The following is a 21295-nucleotide window of genomic DNA, read 5'->3' as shown; positions in this document are numbered from 1 at the left end:
CCATCGACATGGACAAAAAAAGGGAGCTCGCAGGCTCCCTTTTTTATTGAGCTTTTCCCACGACCATCCCAGAATGCAGCCTCAATGCATCGTCTACCCGAATTCCATGGCCATGACCCCCTCCTCCCCTCTCCGCCCCCATGTCGGTCGCTTCGCCCCCTCCCCGTCCGGTCCGCTCCACTTCGGCTCCCTGGTCGCCGCCCTTGGCAGCTTCTTGCAGGCGAGATCGCAGCAGGGGCGCTGGCTGGTGCGCATCGAGGACATAGATCCACCGCGGGAGATGGCCGGGGCCAGCGAGCTCATCCTCCAGACTCTGGAGGCCCATGGCCTCGGCTGGGATGGAGAGGTGATGTACCAGAGCCGGCGCCATGGGCGCTATGACGAGATCATCGAGGGGCTCTACCGGGCCGGAGATCTCTACTGGTGCCGCTGCACCCGGCGCGAGATCATGGCGGCGGGCGGCTTCTACAACGGCCACTGCCGCACACTGGGGCTGACCGCAGAGGGCTGCGCCGCCCGCCTGCGCCAGCACCATCCGGTCTACCACTTCGAGGATCAGCTACAGGGCCATATTGCGGTGCCTGCGGCGCTCGCCGAGGAGGACTTCATCGTGCGTCGCCGGGACGGGCTCTACGCCTACAACCTGGCGGTGGTGGTGGATGACATGGACAGCGGCATCACGGAGATAGTGCGCGGCGCCGATCTGCTGGAGCCCACGGTGCGCCAGATTGCCCTCTACCAGACCCTGGGTGCGGACGTCCCCGCCTGGGTACACCTGCCGCTGGCGGTGCTGGCGGATGGCAACAAGCTGTCGAAACAGAACCACGCACCGGCGCTGGCACAGGATGATGTCAGGCCCGCCCTGTGGCAGGCCCTCACTTTCCTCGGCCAGTGCCCGCCGCCTTGCCTGAGAGAGAATACCGTCGACGAGATCATCGCCTGGGGCATTGCCCACTGGCAGTTGGCCCGGGTTCCCCGCCAGCAGAAGATAGTGCTGGGGGCCAGGTAAACCGGCACGCAGAGCAAACGCAGGCCGCCGCGTCATTTATGTCACCGGGCCCGAATCGGGGAAGCAGACCGCAGCGTTTCTCATTTGGTCGGGCCTGAGCTATGATAGGCCGCTATTTTTTGGCCTCCCGTCAATTTGAAGTCATGAAGAGGTGTACCATTTTTTCCCAGATCGCAAACTTTTGCCGCAAGGTGCTCGGCAAGGAAGACGGCGAGCAGTCGATAGAGTCTCCCATTCCAGCCCGTGTCGCAGGTCAACGCCGAACCTTGAGCCGTGACCAGCACCCCATCTCGCGCAAAGAGATCAGCGAGAATGCGCTCAAGGTGCTCTACCGCCTGAACAAGGGTGGCTACGAAGCCTACCTGGTGGGTGGCGGCGTCCGGGATATTCTGCTCGGGAAGACGCCAAAGGATTTCGACATCGCCACCGATGCGACGCCGGAGCAGATAAAGGCCTTGTTCAGCAACTGCCGCCTGATCGGCCGTCGTTTCCGCCTGGCCCACATCGTCTTTGGTCGTGACGTGATCGAAGTGGCTACCTTCCGTGGTCACCACCATCAGGTCAATACCAGCAAGCACGTGTCGGCCCAGTCGGATGAAGGCATGCTGCTGCGCGACAACGTCTACGGCACCATCGAAGAAGATGCCGAACGTCGCGACTTTACCGTCAACGCCCTCTATTACAGCGCCAAGGATTTCACCCTGCATGACTTCGAGGGTGGCATCGAGGATCTCGCCGAGCGCAAGCTGGAGCTGATCGGTGACCCCGAGACCCGCTACCGGGAAGATCCGGTGCGGATGCTGCGCGCCGTGCGCTTCGCCGCCAAGCTGGAGATGACCATCAGCCCGCGCACCGCAGCCCCCATCCGGGAGCTGGCACCGCTGCTGCAGGACATTCCGGCCGCCCGTCTGTTCGAGGAGACCCTCAAGCTGTTCCTGGCCGGCGACGGTCTCGCCACCTACAAGCTGCTGCGCGAATACGGGCTGTTCCAGCCCCTGTTCCCCCAGGTCGCCGCCCTGTTTACGCCCAACGGCAACTCGCCCTACGAGCAGTTCATCGAGCTGGCGCTGATGGACACCGATACCCGGGTCCGTGAAGACAAGCGCGTCACCCCGGCCTTCCTCTATGCCACCCTGCTGTGGGGCGCCGTCGAGGCCCGTGCCCGGGTGCTGGAAAACGAGAGCGGCCTGCCCTGGCACGACGCCTTCATGCTGGCCATCAACGAGGTGCTGGATGCCCAGGTGCGGATCATCGCCGTGCCGCGCCGCTTCACCACGGATGTGCGCGACATCTGGGCCCTGCAACAGCGCCTGACCCGTCGCCAGGGCCGTCACCCCGAGCGCGCCATGGAGCATCCGAAGTTCCGCGCTGCCTTTGACTTCCTGTTGCTGCGCAACCGGGTCGAGCGTGGCCTCGGCGAGCTGGCCAGCTGGTGGGAGCGCTATGTGGCCTCCAACCCGGATGTGCGTCCGCAACTGCAACGGGAAGCAACCCGCCGCCCGGCGAGCGGTGAACGTGCCCCGGCGGCCGAGCCGCGCGGAGACGGTGAGAAACGTGGCAGCAACAGCCGCAACCGCCGTCGCCCCCGTCGTCGCAAGCCGAAAGCGGCAGAATAAAGGCCACCCGATGATCGAGGTCTTCGTTGCCATCGGATCCAACCTGGGCAATCCCGTTGCCCAGGCCAGACAGGCCGTCGCCGCCCTGGACAGGCTGCCGGAATCCGCATTGCAACAGGTCTCGCAGCTTTACGGCAGCCGCCCCATGGGCCCTGCGGATCAGCCCGACTACGTCAATGCCGTGGTGCGGCTTCATACCCGGCTCAGCCCCCTGGCTTTGCTGGACCAACTGCAGAAAATCGAGCGGGAACAGGGACGTGTGCGCAAGGACGAGCGTTGGGGTCCAAGAACCCTGGATCTGGATCTGCTGCTGTACGGCGAGCAAGTCATCCAGCATGAACGCCTGATCGTTCCCCACTACGGCATGAAGGAGCGGGAGTTCGTCCTGCTGCCCCTTGCCGAAATCGCCCCCGCCCTGGTGCTGCCCTGCGGCACCCCGCTCACCGAACTGGTTGCCCGCTGCCCGCGCAATGGTCTCGAGATCCTTGCCGATGCCACGGGTGAGTAGACGAGTAGGAGCAACGTAATGAGCAAGATCACCATCACCGACCTGCAGAAGATGAAGCAGGACGGACAAAAAATCACCGCCATCACCGCCTATGACGCCACCTTCGCCAAACTGTTCGACGACGAAGGTGCCCAGGTGCTGCTCATCGGTGATTCCCTCGGCATGGTGCTGCAGGGAGGGGACGACACCCTGGCCGTCAGCATGGATGAGATGGTCTATCACACCCGCTGCGTGGTACGCGGCGCCAGCAAGGCGCTGGTGGTCACCGACATGCCGTTCATGAGCTATGCCACTCCCGAACAGACCTACCAGAACGCCGCCCGGCTGATGGCCGCCGGCGCCCGCATGGTGAAGATGGAAGGGGGCGACTGGCTCTGCGAGAGCATTCGCCACCTCACCCGCAACGGCGTGCCTGTCTGTGGTCACCTCGGCCTCACCCCGCAATCCGTCCACGTGTTTGGCGGCTTCAAGGTGCAGGGGCGCGACGAGTTCCACGCCCAAGAGATTTACCGCCAGGCCCTCGAGCTGCAGGCAGCTGGCATCCAGCTGCTGGTGCTCGAATGCGTGCCGGTCGCCCTGGCCGAGCGCATCAGCAAGGCCCTGCGCATCCCTGTCATCGGCATAGGCGCGGGCCCGGCCACCGATGGCCAGATCCTGGTGATGCACGACGCCTTTGGCATCACCTCCGGCTATGTGCCCAAGTTCACCAAGAACTTCCTGGCCGAGACCGGTGACATGCGCGCCGCCATCCGCCTCTATGTGCAGCAGGTGAGCGAGGGTACCTTCCCCGGTCCCGAGCACTGCTTCAACTGATTACTGGCCTCATGAACGGCAACGGGGGCTCGGCCCCCGTTTCGCATTCCTCTCTGGCCCATGCAATCCCTGTTTCTTTGACCCATTCGAAGGTGAACCGCTGATGATGTTGCTCGTGAACTATCCCGTGCCATCCACCCGGGTCCTTTCAATCCCTGTTTCCTTGACCCATCCGAAGGTGAACTGTTGATGATGTTGCTCGTGAACTATCCCGTGCCATCCACTCGGGTCCTTTCAATCCCTGTTTCCTTGACCTATCCGAAGGTGAACTGTTGATGTTGGTTGTGAATAATCCTGCCGCTCTGCGTGAACAGATCGGCCAGTGGCGCCGCGAAAGCCGCGCCATCGCATTCGTGCCCACCATGGGCAATCTGCACCAGGGCCATCTCACCCTGGTCGATGAGGCCCGCAGCCACGGCGAGAAGGTGGTCGTCAGCATCTTCGTCAACCCCTTGCAGTTCGACAAGGCCGAGGATCTCGCCAACTATCCCCGCACCCTGGAGCAGGATTGCGCCGCCCTCGAGGCCGCCGGCGTGGATCTGGTGTTCACCCCGACCCCGGAGCTGATGTATCCCCACGGGCTGGCCAGCCAGACCTTCGTCGAGGTGCCGGGTCTCTCCAGCCTGCTGGAAGGAGCGCTGCGCCCTGGCCACTTCCGCGGTGTCAGCACCGTCGTCACCAAGCTGTTCAACCTGGTTCAACCCGACGTGGCCTGCTTCGGCCAGAAGGATTACCAGCAGCTGGCGCTCATTCGCAAGATGGTGGCCGACATGGCCATCCCGGTCGAGATCGTCGGCGTGCCCACGGTGCGGGCCGAGGACGGGCTGGCCCTCTCCTCGCGCAACGGCTACCTGACAGCCGCCGAGCGGGCCCTGGCCCCCGAGCTCGCGCGCACCATGAACTGGATAGCCGAGCAGATAGAGGCGGGGAGCCATCACCTGCCCTCCCTGGTGGCTCAGGCCAGTCAGCGTCTCGACAACGCCGGATTCAGGACCGACGCCATCGACATCGTCGACGCCGACACCCTAGAATCTTCCAGCGCCGCCAGCAAGCGGCTGGTGATCCTGATGGCCGCGTATCTGGGCAAGGCCCGTCTTATCGACAATCGTGTCGTCACCCTTCAGGGTTGAGACACGGCAAGGAGACAAAGATGTCCAAGAAGGTTTATTGCATCGCCCAGTTCCTGCCCAAGCCGGGCAAGGAGCAGGCTCTGTTCCAGGTCTTGCAGGGGCTGGAGCCCAACACCTTGAGGGAAGACGGCTGCCTGCAGTACAGAGTCACCCGCCACATTGCCAGCCCGTTTGCCGAGGGGGAGAGCTTCCCCATCGTCTTCAACGAGATCTGGCAAGACATGGCCAGCTTCGAGGCGCACTGCCAGCGCGCGGAGATCAAGGCCTTCTTCGAGCGTTACTGTCTGGCCGAGGATGGCCTGGCGGCCAAGTGGAACGTCTGCGTCTACAGCGACGAGCCGGCGGACTATGACGCCCCTGCCCTCTGAGGCAAACCTGGAACAAAGAAAAGGCGCCTTTCGGCGCCTTTTTCATGGGTAAACCCTCAGTGCCGCAGCCCGGTGCCGCGGGAGATGAGCCACCAGGCCAGTCCGTAGAGGGCGACGATGAAGCCGATGATGATGAGGTAGGCGGTGCCGAGCGGCACGTCGGAGATACCGAGGAAGCCGTAGCGGAACGCATTCACCATGTAGATGATGGGGTTCACTTGGGAGACTCCCTGCCAGAACGGCGGCAGCAGGCTGATGGAGTAGAAGACCCCCCCCAGATAGGTGAGCGGCGTCAGGATGAAGGTCGGAATGATGCTGATGTCATCGAACGACTTCGCGAACACGGCGTTGATCAGCCCGCCCAGGGAGAACAGGATCGAGGTCAGCAGCACGGTGAAGCAGACGCTGAACAGGTGGTGGATCTGCAGCGGCACGAAGAACAGCGACACCAGAGTGACGATGAGGCCGACACAGAGGCCCCGGGCCACGCCGCCGCCCACATAGCCGGCGATGATGATGTAGTTCGGTACCGGCGCCACCAGCAGCTCCTCCACGTTGCGTTGGAACTTGGCGCTGTAGAAGGAGGAGGCGACGTTGGAGTAGGAGTTGGTGATGACCGACATCATGATGAGACCGGGCACGATGAACTCCATGTAGCTGAAGCCCCCCATCTCACCGATGCGCGAGCCGATGAGGTTGCCGAAGATGACGAAGTAGAGGCTCATGGTGATGGCCGGCGGCACCAGGGTCTGGATCCAGATCCGGGTAAAGCGGCTCACTTCCTTGGCCAGTATGCTCTTGAAGGCGATGTAATAGGTCATGGGGTTCATGCTTTGCGACCCTCCTCTACCAGGTTGACGAACAGCTCTTCCAGCCGGTTTGCCTTGTTGCGCATGCTCAGCACCTTCACCCCCTGGGCGGAGAGCTGCTCGAACAGGCTGTTGAGGGACTGGCTCTTGTCCAGCTCCACCTCCAGGGTGTGCTCATCCTGCATGCGGCCGTTGAACTCGGGCAGGCTCGGCACGGCAGAGCCTGGCACCAGATCCAGCAGGAAGGTCTCGCGGCCCAGTTTGCCGAGCAGGCTCTTCATGCTGGTGTTCTCGATGAGGCGCCCCTTGTCGATGATGCCGATGTTGCGGCACAGCATCTCCGCCTCTTCCAGGTAGTGGGTGGTGAGTATGATGGTGACGCCCTGCTCGTTCAGATCCTTGAGGAAACTCCACATGGAGCGACGGATCTCGATGTCCACCCCGGCGGTCGGCTCATCCAGGATCAACAGCCTGGGCTCGTGCATCAGGGCACGGGCTATCATCAACCGGCGCTTCATGCCGCCGGAGAGGGTGCGAGCCGCCATGTCGCGCTTGTCCCACAGATCGAGCTGACGCAGGTATTTCTCGGCGCGCACCTTGGCCTCGGCCCTTGGCACGCCGTAGAAACCGGCCTGGTGAGTCACTATCTGGCTCACCTTCTCGAACATGCTGAAGTTGAACTCCTGGGGCACCAGGCCGAGCTGGGCCTTGGCCAGCTCCAGATCGGTATCGATGTCATGACCGAACACCTTGACCTTGCCGGCACTCTTGTTCACCAGCGAGCTGATCACGCCGATGGTGGTGGACTTGCCCGCCCCGTTCGGGCCGAGCAGAGCGAAGAAATCTCCCTGCTTGACGGTGAGATCTATGCCCTTGAGGGCTTCGACGCCCCCCTGATAGGTCTTCTTCAGACCGCTGATTTCCAATGCGTTCATTGCAACCCCTGTGATGGATGAGCCCATCTCGAGACAGAAAAGGCGGCTTTAGCGCCGCCTGAAGACAGTCGATGGCGGGCGGCCAAGCTGCCCTGCCACGTCCGAGCCTTGCTTACTCTTGCGGAACTACCTTGCCGATGAAGGGCAGATTACGGTACTTCTGGGCGTAGTCGATACCACAGCCCACCACGAACTCGTCCGGGATGGCGAAGCCAATCCAGTCTACCGGCACCTGGACCTCACGACGGGACGGCTTGTCCAGCAGGGTGCAGATCGCCAGGGACTTAGGTTCGCGCAGGGAGAGGATCTCGCGCACCTTGTTGAGGGTGTAGCCGGTATCGATGATGTCCTCGACGATCACCACATCCTTGCCTTTGATGTCGTCATCCAGATCCTTGAGGATGCGCACGTCACGGGTGCTGTGCATGCCGGAGCCATAGCTGGAGGCAGTCATAAAATCCAGGGTGATGGGCAGCTGGCACTGACGGCAGAGATCGGCCAGGAAGACGCAGGAGCCGCGCAAGAGGCCAATCATCACGACTTCATCGGAGCCCTGGTAACGGGCGGTGATCTCTTCACCCAGTTTGGCGATCCGGGCGGCGACCTCGGCCTCGGAGATCATCACCTCGACGTTGTGTTTCATCACATACTCCAATAATGGCCAAAGGGTTATTGGCCGTTCATTAACATCAAAACCGATGATTCTACCACTCCAACCGGAAGGCGTCAGGCATACGTGATGCTTTTATCGGCTTATTTTAATTGATAGAGTTAGCAAGCCTTCGGGCATTATCGGTGACAATACTATAAACACCATAATCAATAACTATTAGATGAAAAAACTATGGAACCACGCGCAGAAATAAGACGTCGGACCCGGCTGTCGCCGGAGGCTCGTCGTGATCAATTGATGGAATGTGCCATCGAGGTATTTTCCCGTCGTGGCATTGGCCGCGCGGGACATGCCGAAATTGCCGAGCAGGCCAAAGTCTCGGTTGCCACCGTCTTCAATTATTTCAACACCCGTGAAGATCTGGTCGATGAAGTGCTGACCGAAATTGAAGGCTTTGTACAGCAGATCCTCGAGCAGGCTTATAACGGTCAGGGCTCGGTCAGGGACAGCATCCACCGCCATGTGAAGCTATTCGTTGACGCCGCCTACGACAAACCGGACCACGCCAGTATCTGGCTGGAATGGAGTTCATCGGTACGGGAAGAGGTCTGGCCCCGTTACACCCGCCTGCTGGACAAGGCGTTGGAGCGCATCGCCCCCCACCTGCAAGCGGCCATGGACAGCGGCGAGATCCAGAGCGTGCTGTCGGCGCAGGATCTCGCCCGTTCCCTGACCGGATTTGGCTACGTCATGATGCAGATGATCAATCAGCCACAGCGCCCAAGCCGGGAAGAAGTGACTGATTTCCTGTTCAAGTACGTGACGGCCCCCCTTCAGGTGGCCTGATCCTCTTGCCAATAAAAACGGCGCCGACTGTTCAGGTCGGCGCCGTTTTTTTGTCTGTCTTCCACCTCACTGACTCAGTGCCTGGCATAGCCCCAGCGGCGGGTCAGCTCGTGTTCGACGCCCAGATGATCCAGGATCCGCGCCACCATGAAGTCCACCAGATCCTCGATGCTCTTCGGCTCATGGTAGAACCCCGGCGCGGCGGGCATGATGGTCACCCCAAGCCGCGCCAGTTTCAGCATGTTCTCCAGATGGATCGCCGAGAAGGGGCTCTCGCGGGGCACTAGGATCAATTGGCCACGCTCCTTGATCACCACATCCGCCGCCCGTTCCAGCAGGTTGTCGGAGGTGCCGTTGGCAATGGCCGAGACGGTGCCCATTGAGCAGGGGCAGACCACCATCTGCTTGGGCGCCGCCGAGCCGGAGGCCACCGGCGAGAACCACTCCTCCTTGCCGCAGGCGACGATCTGCCCATCAATGGCGCCGTACTGGCGACAGAGATAAGCAGAGAGCTCTTTCGGCGACCCCGGCCACTCCTGCTGCTGCTCGGTCTTGAGCACCACCCGGGCGGCCGAGGAGGCGAGCAGGTAGACCCGGTAGTCCGCCTGCACCAGACACTGCAGCAGGCGCAGGGCGTAGGGGGCACCGGAGGCGCCGGTCAGCGCCAAGGTGATCTGCTTGTTCATGATGTGCCTTGCTTGAGGCGGGCGATCAGCTTGTCGTGAATGCCGCCGAAGCCGCCGTTGCTCATGATCAGAATATGATCCCCCGAACGGCTCTCGGCCACTAGGGCACCGATCAGGATCTCCAAATCGTCAAACACCTGCGCCGGACGGCTCATGTGGGCGGTCACCTCGCCGAGATCCCAGCCGATGTTCGCAGGCTGGAAGAAGAACACCTCGTCGGCGCCGTCGAAGCAGCCGGCCAGCTCCTCCTTGTGCACCCCCAGCTTCATGGTGTTGGAGCGCGGCTCCAGCACCGCCAGGATGCGGGCCTGCCCTCCCACGGCATCAACCCTGGCGCGCAGGCCGCCGAGGGTGGTCTCGATGGCGGTGGGGTGGTGGGCGAAGTCGTCATAGACGCTGATGCCTGCCACCTCGCCCTTGAGCTCCATCCGCCGCTTGGGGGACTTGAACTGGCAGAGGGCGGCTATGCCGTGCTCCACCATGACACCGGCATGGCGGGCGGCAGCGATGGCCATCAGACCGTTGTTGACGTTGTGCTCGCCGATGCACTCCCAGTGCACCTCCCCCTGCTTGACGCCATCCAGCCACACCTCGAAGGCGGAGCCGTCGTCGGTCAGCTTGACCGCCTTCCACTTGGCGTCGTCCTGACCCACCAGCTCCACCTCGCTCCAGCAGCCCATTTTGCGCACGGCGGTGAGGTTGTCATCGGCCTGGGGGAACAGCACCCGGCCGTTGCTCGGCACGGTACGCATCAGGTGATGGAACTGGCGCTGGATGGCGGCGAGATCCGGGAAAATATCCGCGTGGTCGAACTCCAGGTTGTTCATCACCAAGGTACGCGGGTGGTAGTGAACGAACTTGGAGCGCTTGTCGAAGAAGGCGCAATCATACTCGTCCGCCTCGATGACGAAGAAGGGGGCGGAGCCGAGGCGAGCAGAAACCGGGAAGTTGCCGGGCACACCGCCGATGAGGAAACCGGGCTCGAGTTTGGCATATTCCAGTACCCAGGCCAGCATGCTGGCGGTGGTGGTCTTGCCATGGGTGCCCGCGACGGCCAGTACCCAGCGATCCTGCAACACGTGTTCCAGCAGCCACTGGGGGCCAGAGATATAGGGCAGGTTGCGATCCAGCACATACTCCACACAAGGGTTGCCACGGCTCATGGCATTGCCGATCACCACCAGATCCGGCGCCGGATCGAGCTGGGACGGATCATAGCCCTCGGTCAACTCGATGCCTTGCTGCTCGAGCTGGGTGCTCATGGGGGGATAGACGTTGGCATCGGAGCCGGTGACTCGATAACCCAGCTGTTTTGCCAACACCGCCAGACCACCCATAAAGGTGCCGCAGATCCCGAGAATGTGAATATGCATACCGCTTCCTTTCGCAGTAAAGGGAAGTGCGCATTCTAGGGTCTGTTGACCCGGTGGCACAAGCCGCGACCATGGCAAGAGCGCTGTCGAGTCCGGCAAGGCGACAGAAATCGGACGGCACCAGGTGGCACGGCATCCGCCAGCACACTCCCCTGCCCGCGAAATATGGTCATTTGACGGGACATCGCTATAATGTCGGCCTGCAAACTTGACTCCAACACGCAAAGGAAACGTCATGAGCCTGAACCTGGTACCGGCTGGCAAGAGCCTGCCTGACGACATCTACGTCATCATCGAAATCCCGCAGAATGCCGACCCGATCAAATACGAAGTCGACAAGGACAGCGGTGCCATCTTCGTTGATCGCTTCATGTCCACCCCGATGTTCTACCCGTGCAACTACGGTTACGTGAACGCCACCCTGTCCCTGGACGGTGACCCCGTCGACGTGCTGGTGCCGACTCCCTACCCGCTGCTGGCCGGCTCCGTCATTCGCTGCCGTCCGGTTGGCGTGCTGAAGATGACCGACGAATCTGGCGAAGATGCCAAGATCGTGGCCGTTCCCCACTCCAAGCTGACCAAGCAGTACGATCACATCCAGGATGTGAACGATCTGCCCGAGCTGCTGAAAGCCCAGATCCAGCACTTCTTCGAGCGTTACAAAGAGCTGGAAGCTGGCAAGTGGGTCAAGGTGGAAGGGTGGGGCGACAAGGCCGCTGCCGAAGCCGAAATCCTGACTTCTGCCGAGCGTTACGCTGCCAAGTAAGCGTCTCTCTCGCAAAAAAAGGCGCCTTATGGCGCCTTTTTTATTGGCCGTTGCGGGGACAGCCCTGGCGGATCCCCCTGGATATAGAGGTCGCGCCCGTTCTGTCGATAGGGGCGGTAATAGTTGTCCCCACAGCGATATTCCTGCCCGGCTCCCCCCACCAGATCGCAGTTGACCGGCAGTACCTCCAGCCACTTGATGGCCTGCTGGAACCGCAGCCACTCCTGCCATTCATGTTCTCGCGCCAGTTGATCCCGCAGGGCAAAGGTATCCGCCGTGGACATGCCCTGATTGACGATCACCTGGCCCGCCAGTGTCGGCAACGAGAGCAGCATCAGCAAAAACAATGAAACAGGCTTCATGGTTATTTCCGACATGACTTATTTCCCTGACTAAATTTACCGCTGGATCAGATAATTACCAATATCGTCATCACTAAACCAATCCAAATCCCGTCGGCTCACCTAGTTGTTTAGTATCACCCAGGCAGGATGCACACCATGAAACTGGCACAATGCCTGCTGTGGAGTCTACTCTTCGGCTCTGCGGCTATGGCCAACGAGGTCAACATGAGCTGGCAGTGGCAATCCGCCGACGGCCAGCGCAAGCACCTGCAACTGACCACGGACGAGCGGGTCCTCTCTGCCAGCCGCCACGAGATGACGCAGCTCGACACCGCACTCAACTACCCGCTGGAGACCCTCTACTCCTACATCAGCCCCCGGCTCTACAACAGCATCAACCAGATCAACCACTACAGCCCCGAGACAGCCACCAAGTTTCGTGACCTGGAGCAGGCCTTTACCCTGCACGACAGCAGCCTCGAGTCCATCCAGTTCTGGCAAGCCTACCAGCAATACCAGGAGGATGCCTTCTACGAGATGCGGGTCTTGCCCTGCGTGCACCCGGCCAATCGCAAGCTGCCCTGCGTGAGGCCCAACTACTCTCAGCTGTTCTACCAGTTCAAAGGGGATCTCAAACCCCTGGCCAGGCAATTTTCGGCCAAGGATCTGGCCACCAGCGTCAACCTGCTGCAGGAGTGGTTGAGCGGCATCCCTACCCCGTCCGAGCAGATGGATCACTTCGCTCCTCCCTTGCAGGCCCTGCAAGAAAACAAGGCTGACAGTGACGAGAAGGCGCTGCTGATGGCGAGCCTCCTGGCCGAGTTGGCACCGCAATACAACCTCAGCATCATCTATCCGGACATCAGCATCGGCAGCGTCTCGCCAGCCTGGCTCGCCATCACGGCCGACAGCGGGCTGGAAGGGGATACCCTGGTGATCGGCAACCAGCGCCACGTGCTGCTGACCGGCTCCCCCCTGCTGGCTCAGCAGATGACCATGGCCCAGATCCCCCTGATCAGCGAACCGCTCTATTGAGTCCACTGCCTCAGCACAAGGGCAATCAGTTGATTTTTATCGGCCTCATGCCATCTTTGCCGCCGTCATTCGCAGGTTCAAGGCAGATTGATTCTGCGACCGGATAAATCCTCGCGTTTATTTAACACTTTTTAAACAGATCCGATCAGTTTAGGATGTTCAGGGTCCCATTCCCTCGATCCCAAAATCGTTATAACATCACAAAGGAGTGTCATACGGATGAAACATCTCGTACTTACCCTGGCGCTGCTGCCAACCCTGGTTCTGGCCCACAACATCAAGGAGTCGGCCCAGGTGCCGCTGGTCAACATCGGCGACAAGGGTGAGCTGGTGCTGAAGGATAAAGAGGTCAGCTATCAGCCCTGGCAAAGCAAGGTACTGACCGGCAAAGTCTTTCTGATACAGCATATCGCGGGTCGCTCCAGTGCCAAGGAGCTGAACGCCCCCATGATCGAGGCGATCAAGGCGGCCAAACTGCCCCATGACAAGTACCAGACGGTCACCATCATCAACAGCAATGACGCCATCTGGGGCACCTCCGGCTTTGTGAAGAGCAGCACCGAAGACAGCAAGAAAGAGTTCCCTTGGTCCGCCATGGTGCTGGATGCCAAGGGCATGGCCCGCAACGCCTGGGATCTGGCGCCGGAAAGTTCGGCCATCATAGTGCTGGATAAAGAGGGCAAGGTGCTGTTTGCCAAAGATGGCCAGCTCGCTGCCACCGAGATAACCAAGGTGATGGGGCTCATTCAGTCCCATCTCTGAATCAGAGAGAAGGGCGCTGATGGCGCCCTTTCCATAAGGGTCTATGGGTCGTACCACGTTGACAATCTGGATCTTGCTGCTGGGCTGGTTGTGGATGCAACCGGCGCTGGCACAGCATCCGCTTGAAGCCGACCTGCCCGAACATAACCATGCCTGCACCCTCTGCGCCCTGCATCTGGATGGCAAGCTGGCACTCACCCCGACCCCCCTTGTCCCGACCCAGCCCTCTGTCATCGACCTGTTTATCGGCACCACCTTGCCAACCGTCACCACCACGACGTCAGGCCATAGCCGCATCAGAGCCCCGCCATACCTTCATTGTTCCTTCCGTTGAATCAGTTTCTTATCAATTTTTCAAAAGGATTAACGATGAAAGCAGTCACCCTGTTACTGGCGGCCGCCGCCTTCGGCGTACAAGCCAATCACGACGACCATGAGAGCCATGGCCACGGGGCCCACGAACATGGCCACGGCCACCTCAATCTGGTGCTCGATGGCAACCAGCTGATGATCGAGCTGCAGGCACCTGCCGCCGATCTGGTGGGCTTCGAGCATGCCGCCAGAAGCGATGAGGAGAAGGCGCAGTACGCCAAGGCGCTGGCCCGGCTCCAGCAGCCGGATGCCCTGTTCCGCCTCGATCCTGCCGCCGGTTGCACCCTGACCCGGCAGGAGATCAATGCCGCCAAGGAAGAACACGACCACGATCATGACCATGAAAAGGCGGACGGCGATCAGGATGAGCACCACCATGATGAGGCGGGTCACGCCGACATGGGCGCCATGTACACCTACACCTGCGAGACCCCGGCCAAACTCACGGGTCTTGAGGCCACCCTGTTTGCCGTCTATCCGAGCCTGGAGAAGCTGAGCGTGCAGGGCATCTTGCCCAACGGCCAGACCGCGGCCGAGTTGACCCCGTCCGCCTACCAACTGAGCTGGTGACACCATGAAGAACGCCGTGGTTGAGATCCGCGATCTGGCCTTTGCCTGGCCAGGTGGCGAAACTGTGCTCGATCTGCCCGCCCTGTGCATCCAGCAGGGGGAGCGGGTCTTCATCAAGGGGCCCTCGGGCTCCGGCAAGTCCACCCTGCTCGGCTTGCTGGCCGGGATCCAGACCGCCAACCACGGCACCCTGGAGGTGCTGGGCCAGCCATTGGCCCAGCTCTCTGGCCGCGCCCGTGATCACTTCCGGGCCGCCAATCTGGGTTACATCTTCCAGCAGTTCAACCTGCTGCCGTTTTTATCCGTGCTGGACAATGTCACCGCCGCCCTCAGCTTCTCGCCCCAGAAGCGAGCCCGCCTGCAAGGGAGCCCCGAGCAGGAGGCACGTCGGCTGCTGGGGGAGCTGCAACTGCCAAACGAGGCGCTGCACAGACCCGTTCACGCCCTGAGCATCGGCCAGCAGCAGCGGGTCGCCGCCGCCCGCGCCCTGATCGGCTCGCCACCTCTGGTGATCGCCGACGAACCCACCTCGGCCCTCGATACCGACAACAGGGCCGCCTTCATCAAGTTGCTGTTCGAGGAATGCGACAAGCAGGGCAGCACCCTCATCTTCGTCAGTCACGACCCCTATCTCGAGCCGCTCTTCCCCCGGGTAGAGAATCTGCAACAGCTCAACCGGAGGGCCGCATGATGACGCCACATGATCACCGCCGCCCGACCGTATCCGCCCCGGCGGACCAGTCCTCCTCCAGGATCTGGAGGCCGTCATGCTGAAACTTGCCCTGCAGAGCCTCTGGGCCCGTCGACTCACCGCCGGGCTCACCCTGCTGGCCGTGGCCATCAGCGTCACCCTGCTGCTCGGGGTGGAGCGGGTGCGTATGCAAGCCCGCGAGAGCTTCTCCAATACCGTCTCCGGCACCGATCTCATCGTCGGCGCCCGCTCCGGCCAAGTGAACCTGCTGCTCTACTCGGTATTTCGCATCGGCAACCCCACCAACAACGTCGGCTGGGATACCTATCAGACCATCAAGCAGAGACCGGGAATCGCCTGGACCATTCCCCTCTCCCTCGGCGACTCCCACAAGGGATTCCGGGTGCTCGGCACCAACGGGGACTACTTCCTCCACCTGAAATATGGCCAGCAACAGTCGCTGCAACTGCGTGAGGGGCGGGCATTCGAGACGCCATTCGAGGCGGTACTCGGCGCCCAGGTGGCCGAGAAGCTGGGCTACAAGCTGAACCAGTCCATCGTCATCGCCCATGGCGCTGGCAACACCTCCTTCAGCCAGCATGACAACCTGCCGTTCAAGGTGGTGGGGATATTGGCACCGACCGGCACGCCCATCGATCGCACCGTGCATGTGCCACTCGCCGGGATTGAGGCCATTCACCTCGGCTGGGACAGCGGCCGTCACAGCAAGAACGTCACCGCCGAGCAGGCGCTGGCACAGGATCTCACCCCCAAGACCATCACCGCCTTTATGGTGGGCCTCAGCAATCGAATATTGGCGTTCCAGCTGCAACGGGGCATCAACACCTACCCCGGTGAGCCGCTGATGGCCATTCTGCCGGGCGCCGCCCTGCAGGAGCTGTGGGGTCTGATGAGCGTGGCCGAGACGGCGCTCTCGGTGATCGCCGGCTTCGTGGTGGTGGCGGGCCTCATCGGCATGCTGACCACCCTGTTGGCAGGGCTCAACGAGAGGCGCCGGGAGCTCGCCATACTGCGCTCCCTCGGCGCGGGCCCATCCCACCTGTTCCTGCTGCTGGCGCTGGAGGCGATGGCGCTCACCACGATCGGGATCGCCCTCGGGGTGGCGGTGCTCTACCTGGGGCAGGGGCTTGCCACGCCCTGGCTGCTCGGCCACTATGGCCTGCAATTAAGCCTGGGGCTGCCGAGCGCCTATGAGTGGCAGCTGCTGGGGCTGGTCTGGCTGGCCGGCATGGTGATCGGCCTGCTGCCCGCGGCCCGCGCCTACCGCTACAGCCTGAGTGATGGCATGAGTATCCGGATATGAGGATGACGAGGTGGATGAGGCCAATGCTGTGGCTAGCCCGCTACCGGCGGCCCGCGTCCACCATGCGCTACCGCCTGAGCGATGGCATGAACATTCGCGTCTAGTGACCACACCGGAATAAACACAGAAGGACAGATGATGAAGTGGAAGATAATGGCGCTGCTGGCCAGCCTGCTGGTGCTGCCGGCCCTGGCCGCCGACTACAAGACCATCGACTGGGACATTTTGATCCCGGAAGGTGAAAAACTGCTGCCGCCCCCCCAGGTCAGCCACGATGGCAACCTGGCCTCGGTGCCGCAGCCGGTCGGCGGCGTCAACAAGAAGCTGGATCAACAGGATGTGCGCATCCCGGGCTTCGTGGTGCCGCTGGAGGGCGACGCCAAGACCATCACCGCCTTCCTGCTGGTGCCCTACTTCGGGGCCTGCATCCATGTGCCGCCCCCGCCCACCAACCAGGTGATCTATGTGAGCTATCCCAAGGGCGCCCCCGTGGATGATCTCTGGGACGCCATCTGGGTGAAGGGCAAGATGCGCACCATCAGTTCAAGCCACGAGATGGCCACCGCCTCCTACTCCATGGACGCGGTCGAAGTCAGCGTCTACGAAGAAGAGTGAGTCTGGCCATAAACCGGCGAAAGTGGTCGGGGCCACGCCAACCAAGCAGTTGTGGCGCTGACAATAGACAACATCGCCATGATGGCCTCCCGCGGGAGGCCATTTTTTATCCCTGTGATCGCCACCATGACGGGCCCCTGCCTGAGGGATTGTTCGCCCGCCCGGTTGGAGTAACATTCAATACCAGCCCTATTCAACCCCTGGATCATGGAGCCAGCATGGCCGATCTGCCGCCACCCAAGAAAGAGAGTTCCATCCTGAGCAGCCAGGAGCAGACCCTGCGCCTGGCCCGCAGCCGTGGCATAGACGGCATGCTGACCCGCAACAGCGACAGCACCTTCGAGCAGCGCGCCACCTTCCGCCAGCTGGCGGATCAGGCCGCCCGCCAGCGCAACCTGGAAGCCATCATGGTGATGGCGTCCCGCCACTGCGAGGAGACGGCCGCCGGCGGCGAGATGGACAGCGACTGGCTGACCCGCTTCCTGCAACTGGCCGAAGACATCAGCATGGTGCCCATGCAGCAGCTGTGGGGGCGGATCTTCGCGCTGGAGGTGGCGACCCCGGGTCGCTTCTCCATCCGGGCCCTCAGCACCCTCAAGGAGATGACCCAGCGCGAGGCCCAGCTGTTCCAGCGCATCTGCGCCCTCTGCTGCCACTATGAGGGTAGCGAAGAGCAGCGTCTGCTGCTGGGCATGCACAAGGGCGCCAGCCTGCTCAGCCGGGCCAAAGTCACCCGCATGGGGCTTGGCAAATACCGGGTCCCCTACAGCGCCCTGCTGCTGCTGTTCGATCTGGGCCTGCTGCACCGGGGCGAGCTCGAATCCGGCCCGCTGCCCGCAGACGGCGTCGAGCTCGCCTTCGGCAATCAGCGCTGGCGCCTGCGTCAGCGCCAGGGCAACCTCACCCTGCTCTACTACCGCCTCACCCCGGTCGGCAACGAACTCGCCCTGCTGTTGCAAGAGCCTCCGCTGGAGGAGTACCTGCAAGACCTGAAGACCCTGCTGGCGACGAACCTGCAGATCGAGACCCTGATGCTGGCCCCGACCGGCGAGCCTGAGCCCCACCTCTGACGCCGACAGGAGCCCACCTGGGCTCCTGTGGTTCCCCTTGCCAAATTGCGACTGAGCCCCCCTCATTCCCAAAACGGCTCCCAAAAAGCGAATCGATTCAGCAACCCGCCGACGGCCATTCCATTCCCCCTCACCGAGCGGCCGGCTTTCCTCGAACAAAGCCCGCCCATATCGCTATTTTGACGCCGACCGCGACTCTGGTGCAGGGTTTGCAGACGGGACTCATCGCCACTAGCCCCAGCCGGAACATGCCATGAGAGTCAACCATCCCGTTACCCAGCGTGAGCGCCTCTACCCTGAGCACCAGAACCTGATCTCCACCACGGATCTGGAGAGCCGGATCACGGATGCCAACGAGGAGTTCTGCCAGATCGCCGGCTTCGGACTGGAGGAGTTGCAGGGGGCGCCGCACAATCTGGTGCGCCATCCCGACATGCCGCCCCAGGCCTTCGCCGACATGTGGGCACACCTGCGCCAGAACAAGAGCTGGATGGGACCGGTCAAGAACCGCTGCAAGAACGGCGATCACTACTGGGTCAACGCCTTCGTCACCCCCATTCAGGATGCCCACGGCAAGGTGGTGGAGTATCAATCCGTGCGCACCGCGCCGGATGGGGAGCTGAAACAGCGGGCGGAACGGGTCTATGCCCGGCTCAGGGAAGACAAACAGCCCCTGGCCCTGCGCCTGCAGGCCTTCTCCCACACCCTCGTGCTCAACCTCTGCCTGCTACTTGGTCTGGTGGCCATGCTGGCGCTGGGCTATCGCCATGAGTCGGGTTGGCTGCTGGCCGCAGCCGTCCTGCCGCTGGCGGGTGCTGCCCTTATCGTCAACGCCCTCTCCCGGCGCCTCGGCAAACTCGGCAAGTTGGCCCGCAACCGCTTCGACAACCCGCTGATGCAGCTGCTCTACACGGGCCGGGTCGACAACCTGGCCGCCGTCGAGCTCGCCATGCGAATGAATCAGGCCGAATTCAACGCCGTGCTGGCCCGCACCCAGCAAACCTGCCAGCAGATCTTGCACTCCGCGCAGACGGACTTGCACAACGCCGAGGCCATCACCGACAACCTGCAGCAGCAACAGGCGCAAACCAACCAGGTCGCCACCGCCATCACCGAAATGGCGTAATCCATCCGCGAGGTCTCCCACAGCTCGACCGCCTCCTCCGATCGCTTGGACGAGACCGCCGATCTGTTCAAGGAGGGCAACCGCAGCGTGCTGGAGACCATGACCGCGGTGGAAGGGATGCACAGCGAGCTGGTCACCTCCAAGGGGGTGATCAACACCCTCGCCAGCCAGTGCCGGGCCATCGACGGCATCCTGGATGTGATCAACAACATCGCCAACCAGACCAACCTGCTGGCCCTCAACGCCGCCATCGAGGCCGCCCGGGCCGGTGAGGCAGGCCGTGGCTTCTCGGTGGTGGCGGATGAGATCCGCTCCCTTGCCATCAAGACCCAGTCCTCCACCGGCGAGATCCAGAAGATGATCAGCCTGCTGCAAGGCAGTGCCGGGGATGCGGAGCAGGCCATGGAGAAGGGGGAGCAGCTCTCCGCCAGTTGCCGCCTCAAGGCCTCCGCCACCGGCGACGTGCTGCAGCAGATCAGCGACCGCTTGCTGCAGGTGGCCGCCGGCAGCAGCCAGATTGCCCAGGCGGTGCAGGAACAATCCCAGGTCACCATGGACATCAACCGCAACGTGCTCAGCATCAAGAGCCTCGCTGATGACCCCAGTCTGGGCAGCCAGCACGCGATGCAGGGCGTCATCGCGCTGGTGCGTCAGTTGAACGAACTGGAGCGGCTGGTGCGCCAGTTCCAGCAACGCCCCGCCCCCCATGCAACCAGTGAACCGCAGCCCAGTGGTCGAGCCCTGCTCGCCCGCTAAGCCTTCAAGGAGGAAACCAGACCTAAGACCGTGCGCTAACAACAAAAAGGACCCCTGTCGTCACCGGCAGCGGGCCCATTTCTATTTTGTGGAAAATGCGATGCTAATCGTATGGAGACGCCCACGCCATCATTACCCCAGCCTTGATGCCCTCACCATGACGTCTGCACTACACCTCACTCAACAGAGAGACAGCCCCGCAGTTCATTCCCCCGCTAAAGTACGCTGAGAACATTGAGCAAGTCAGTGTATTGAGATACTCCCACCGCCGACCACAACCCCATGGCAGTTCAATTTATTGATCTTGCCCGAGAAATCACCCACTCCCCCTTCCCTAACCAGCTTCGTTCGATAACATAGCCATCAGACCACCTCTCGTCGGAGTCAGCCATGTACCAGACCAGAGCAACACCGCAGGGAAAGCGCAGCAAACTGGAGGCTGGAATTCAGGGGCGGTAGCGTTGCTTGATGAAACAGATACGCTCGTGATGGAGTCATATACCCTCCTCAATATTTCAACATTCATATTCTTATTGTTATTGTTATTGTTATTGTTATTGTTATTGTTATTGTTATTGTTATTGTTATTGTTATTGTTATTGTTATTGTTAATTAATAAGGAAGGATAAAATAATGGCTATTAACAATGAAAAAGATTTAGGAAAAGCTCTTAACGAAGATCAAGATACCATTGAGATAGAAGGCAGCTTAAAAGATAAAGTAATAAAAATTAAAGCAACTGGTAAGGTTGCGTGGGTTATTGCAATCGGAGCAATAGGAGTTGCTGTGGTTGCGATTCTTTACCCCGTACCAGAACCGGCAACTCAGACAGGCGCAAAAGGTATCGCTGCATTAACAGGAGGAGCTGCCGTCGGGATCTTAGGTGCTGGAACAGCTATGAGCGCGATAGCTATCTCTGTTGCATCTGGAGGTGTTGCAGCACTTAACAAACTCAGAGGTTATAAAATAATTAGCAATTCAGGTGACAAGCTCGTTCTAAAGAAAAGCTAAAAATAGCCAACAAGTCGTACCACTGGGCTGCAAATCGTTACAACGTTGCTTTCGGGTTATGCAGCACGTTCAATTACTCATCTCCAGCAAGTACCATTTAATGTCAAAAAATAAGACTTATAGTGATCCTAGGGAAGGTGCGAACAA

Annotated in this window: 23 protein-coding genes and 1 pseudogene; 18 read left to right on the top strand and 6 right to left on the bottom strand. The window is 61.2% G+C overall.

Annotated features, from left to right (window positions below):
- Positions 1 to 73: 73 nt before the first annotated feature.
- The 6 genes from gluQRS (at position 74) to BN1127_RS06475 (ending at position 5444) form a co-directional block, all read left to right on the top strand.
- Positions 74 to 1009, top strand: coding sequence for a tRNA glutamyl-Q(34) synthetase GluQRS (gluQRS, locus tag BN1127_RS06500; RefSeq protein ID WP_005329049.1), 936 nt, complete (start codon positions 74 to 76; stop codon positions 1007 to 1009).
- A 143-nt stretch (positions 1010 to 1152) separates the two neighbouring features.
- Positions 1153 to 2625: a polynucleotide adenylyltransferase PcnB gene (gene pcnB, locus BN1127_RS06495; protein ID WP_042648906.1), complete on the top strand. Its 1473-nt coding sequence runs from the start codon at positions 1153 to 1155 to the stop codon at positions 2623 to 2625.
- Between the two features lie 10 nt (positions 2626 to 2635).
- Entirely contained in the window at positions 2636 to 3133 is a 498-nt protein-coding gene (gene folK / locus BN1127_RS06490) for a 2-amino-4-hydroxy-6-hydroxymethyldihydropteridine diphosphokinase (protein WP_005329042.1), read from the top strand.
- Between the two features lie 18 nt (positions 3134 to 3151).
- Positions 3152 to 3946, top strand: a complete 795-nt coding sequence (gene panB / locus BN1127_RS06485) for a 3-methyl-2-oxobutanoate hydroxymethyltransferase (RefSeq protein ID WP_042648904.1) — start codon at positions 3152 to 3154, stop codon at positions 3944 to 3946.
- 275 nt (positions 3947 to 4221) lie between these two features.
- Positions 4222 to 5076 carry a pantoate--beta-alanine ligase gene (gene panC / locus BN1127_RS06480; protein ID WP_042648903.1) on the top strand — a complete coding sequence of 285 codons (855 nt, stop codon included), beginning with the start codon at positions 4222 to 4224 and terminating at the stop codon, positions 5074 to 5076.
- A 20-nt stretch (positions 5077 to 5096) separates the two neighbouring features.
- Complete coding sequence (locus BN1127_RS06475; RefSeq protein WP_025328197.1) at positions 5097 to 5444, top strand: putative quinol monooxygenase; 348 nt, start codon at positions 5097 to 5099, stop codon at positions 5442 to 5444.
- A gap of 56 nt (positions 5445 to 5500) precedes the next feature.
- Here BN1127_RS06475 and BN1127_RS06470 read toward each other — a convergent pair whose 3' ends face one another.
- The 3 genes from BN1127_RS06470 to hpt all read right to left on the bottom strand — a co-directional run bounded on the left by BN1127_RS06470 (position 5501) and on the right by hpt (position 7831).
- The gene (locus BN1127_RS06470; protein ID WP_041205064.1) at positions 5501 to 6274 is read right to left on the bottom strand and encodes an ABC transporter permease; all 774 of its coding nucleotides are present in this window, start codon (positions 6272 to 6274) and stop codon (positions 5501 to 5503) included.
- Positions 6271 to 7188 (bottom strand): ABC transporter ATP-binding protein, encoded by a 918-nt coding sequence (locus tag BN1127_RS06465; RefSeq protein ID WP_042648902.1) that lies wholly within the window; start codon positions 7186 to 7188, stop codon positions 6271 to 6273. Before BN1127_RS06465 ends, BN1127_RS06470 begins: the two co-directional genes overlap by 4 nt.
- A 112-nt stretch (positions 7189 to 7300) precedes the next feature.
- Complete coding sequence (gene hpt, locus BN1127_RS06460) at positions 7301 to 7831, bottom strand: hypoxanthine phosphoribosyltransferase (RefSeq protein ID WP_041205063.1); 531 nt, start codon at positions 7829 to 7831, stop codon at positions 7301 to 7303.
- 201 nt (positions 7832 to 8032) lie between these two features.
- On the opposite strand from hpt, the gene BN1127_RS06455 reads away from it, so the two are divergent.
- Entirely contained in the window at positions 8033 to 8647 is a 615-nt protein-coding gene (locus BN1127_RS06455) for a TetR/AcrR family transcriptional regulator (protein ID WP_042648901.1), read from the top strand.
- Positions 8648 to 8721: 74 nt separating this feature from the next.
- Here the strand turns inward: BN1127_RS06455 and BN1127_RS06450 are convergent, their stop codons facing one another.
- The gene (locus BN1127_RS06450) at positions 8722 to 9333 is read right to left on the bottom strand and encodes a flavin prenyltransferase UbiX (protein WP_042648900.1); all 612 of its coding nucleotides are present in this window, start codon (positions 9331 to 9333) and stop codon (positions 8722 to 8724) included.
- The gene (gene mpl / locus BN1127_RS06445) at positions 9330 to 10706 is read right to left on the bottom strand and encodes a UDP-N-acetylmuramate:L-alanyl-gamma-D-glutamyl-meso-diaminopimelate ligase (RefSeq protein ID WP_042648899.1); all 1377 of its coding nucleotides are present in this window, start codon (positions 10704 to 10706) and stop codon (positions 9330 to 9332) included. Before mpl ends, BN1127_RS06450 begins: the two co-directional genes overlap by 4 nt.
- 235 nt (positions 10707 to 10941) lie before the next feature.
- Here mpl and ppa point away from each other — a divergent pair, with 235 nt between their 5' ends.
- Positions 10942 to 11472: an inorganic diphosphatase gene (gene ppa, locus BN1127_RS06440; RefSeq protein WP_005329022.1), complete on the top strand. Its 531-nt coding sequence runs from the start codon at positions 10942 to 10944 to the stop codon at positions 11470 to 11472.
- Between the two features lie 26 nt (positions 11473 to 11498).
- Here the strand turns inward: ppa and BN1127_RS06435 are convergent, their stop codons facing one another.
- Positions 11499 to 11849, bottom strand: a complete 351-nt coding sequence (locus BN1127_RS06435) for a hypothetical protein (RefSeq protein ID WP_171268588.1) — start codon at positions 11847 to 11849, stop codon at positions 11499 to 11501.
- A gap of 123 nt (positions 11850 to 11972) precedes the next feature.
- Here BN1127_RS06435 and BN1127_RS06430 point away from each other — a divergent pair, with 123 nt between their 5' ends.
- The 10 genes and pseudogenes from BN1127_RS06430 (at position 11973) to BN1127_RS21205 (ending at position 21148) form a co-directional block, all read left to right on the top strand.
- Positions 11973 to 12851, top strand: coding sequence for a hypothetical protein (locus BN1127_RS06430; RefSeq protein WP_042648898.1), 879 nt, complete (start codon positions 11973 to 11975; stop codon positions 12849 to 12851).
- Between the two features lie 219 nt (positions 12852 to 13070).
- Complete coding sequence (locus BN1127_RS06425; RefSeq protein WP_042648897.1) at positions 13071 to 13613, top strand: YtfJ family protein; 543 nt, start codon at positions 13071 to 13073, stop codon at positions 13611 to 13613.
- 43 nt (positions 13614 to 13656) lie between these two features.
- Complete coding sequence (locus tag BN1127_RS06420; protein WP_042648896.1) at positions 13657 to 13947, top strand: hypothetical protein; 291 nt, start codon at positions 13657 to 13659, stop codon at positions 13945 to 13947.
- Between the two features lie 35 nt (positions 13948 to 13982).
- Positions 13983 to 14555: a DUF2796 domain-containing protein gene (locus tag BN1127_RS06415; protein ID WP_042648895.1), complete on the top strand. Its 573-nt coding sequence runs from the start codon at positions 13983 to 13985 to the stop codon at positions 14553 to 14555.
- Between the two features lie 4 nt (positions 14556 to 14559).
- The gene (locus BN1127_RS06410; RefSeq protein ID WP_042648894.1) at positions 14560 to 15246 is read left to right on the top strand and encodes an ABC transporter ATP-binding protein; all 687 of its coding nucleotides are present in this window, start codon (positions 14560 to 14562) and stop codon (positions 15244 to 15246) included.
- 76 nt (positions 15247 to 15322) lie between these two features.
- Complete coding sequence (locus BN1127_RS06405) at positions 15323 to 16570, top strand: ABC transporter permease (protein WP_042648893.1); 1248 nt, start codon at positions 15323 to 15325, stop codon at positions 16568 to 16570.
- A gap of 135 nt (positions 16571 to 16705) precedes the next feature.
- Positions 16706 to 17185 (top strand): DUF3299 domain-containing protein, encoded by a 480-nt coding sequence (locus tag BN1127_RS06400; RefSeq protein WP_082029992.1) that lies wholly within the window; start codon positions 16706 to 16708, stop codon positions 17183 to 17185.
- Positions 17186 to 17403: 218 nt separating this feature from the next.
- The gene (locus tag BN1127_RS06395) at positions 17404 to 18255 is read left to right on the top strand and encodes a TIGR03899 family protein (RefSeq protein ID WP_042648891.1); all 852 of its coding nucleotides are present in this window, start codon (positions 17404 to 17406) and stop codon (positions 18253 to 18255) included.
- A 253-nt stretch (positions 18256 to 18508) separates the two neighbouring features.
- A pseudogene (locus tag BN1127_RS06390) lies at positions 18509 to 20137 on the top strand (methyl-accepting chemotaxis protein).
- 633 nt (positions 20138 to 20770) lie between these two features.
- A complete protein-coding gene (locus BN1127_RS21205) occupies positions 20771 to 21148 on the top strand; it encodes a hypothetical protein (RefSeq protein ID WP_082029990.1) in 378 nt (125 codons plus the stop codon).
- Positions 21149 to 21295 lie beyond the last annotated feature (147 nt).

The sequence above is a fragment of the Aeromonas media genome, assembly GCF_000819985.1.
Taxonomy (GTDB): domain Bacteria; phylum Pseudomonadota; class Gammaproteobacteria; order Enterobacterales; family Aeromonadaceae; genus Aeromonas; species Aeromonas media.
The sequence above is the reverse complement of the archived record's forward strand: the minus strand, read 5'-3'. Positions and strand labels throughout refer to the sequence as shown.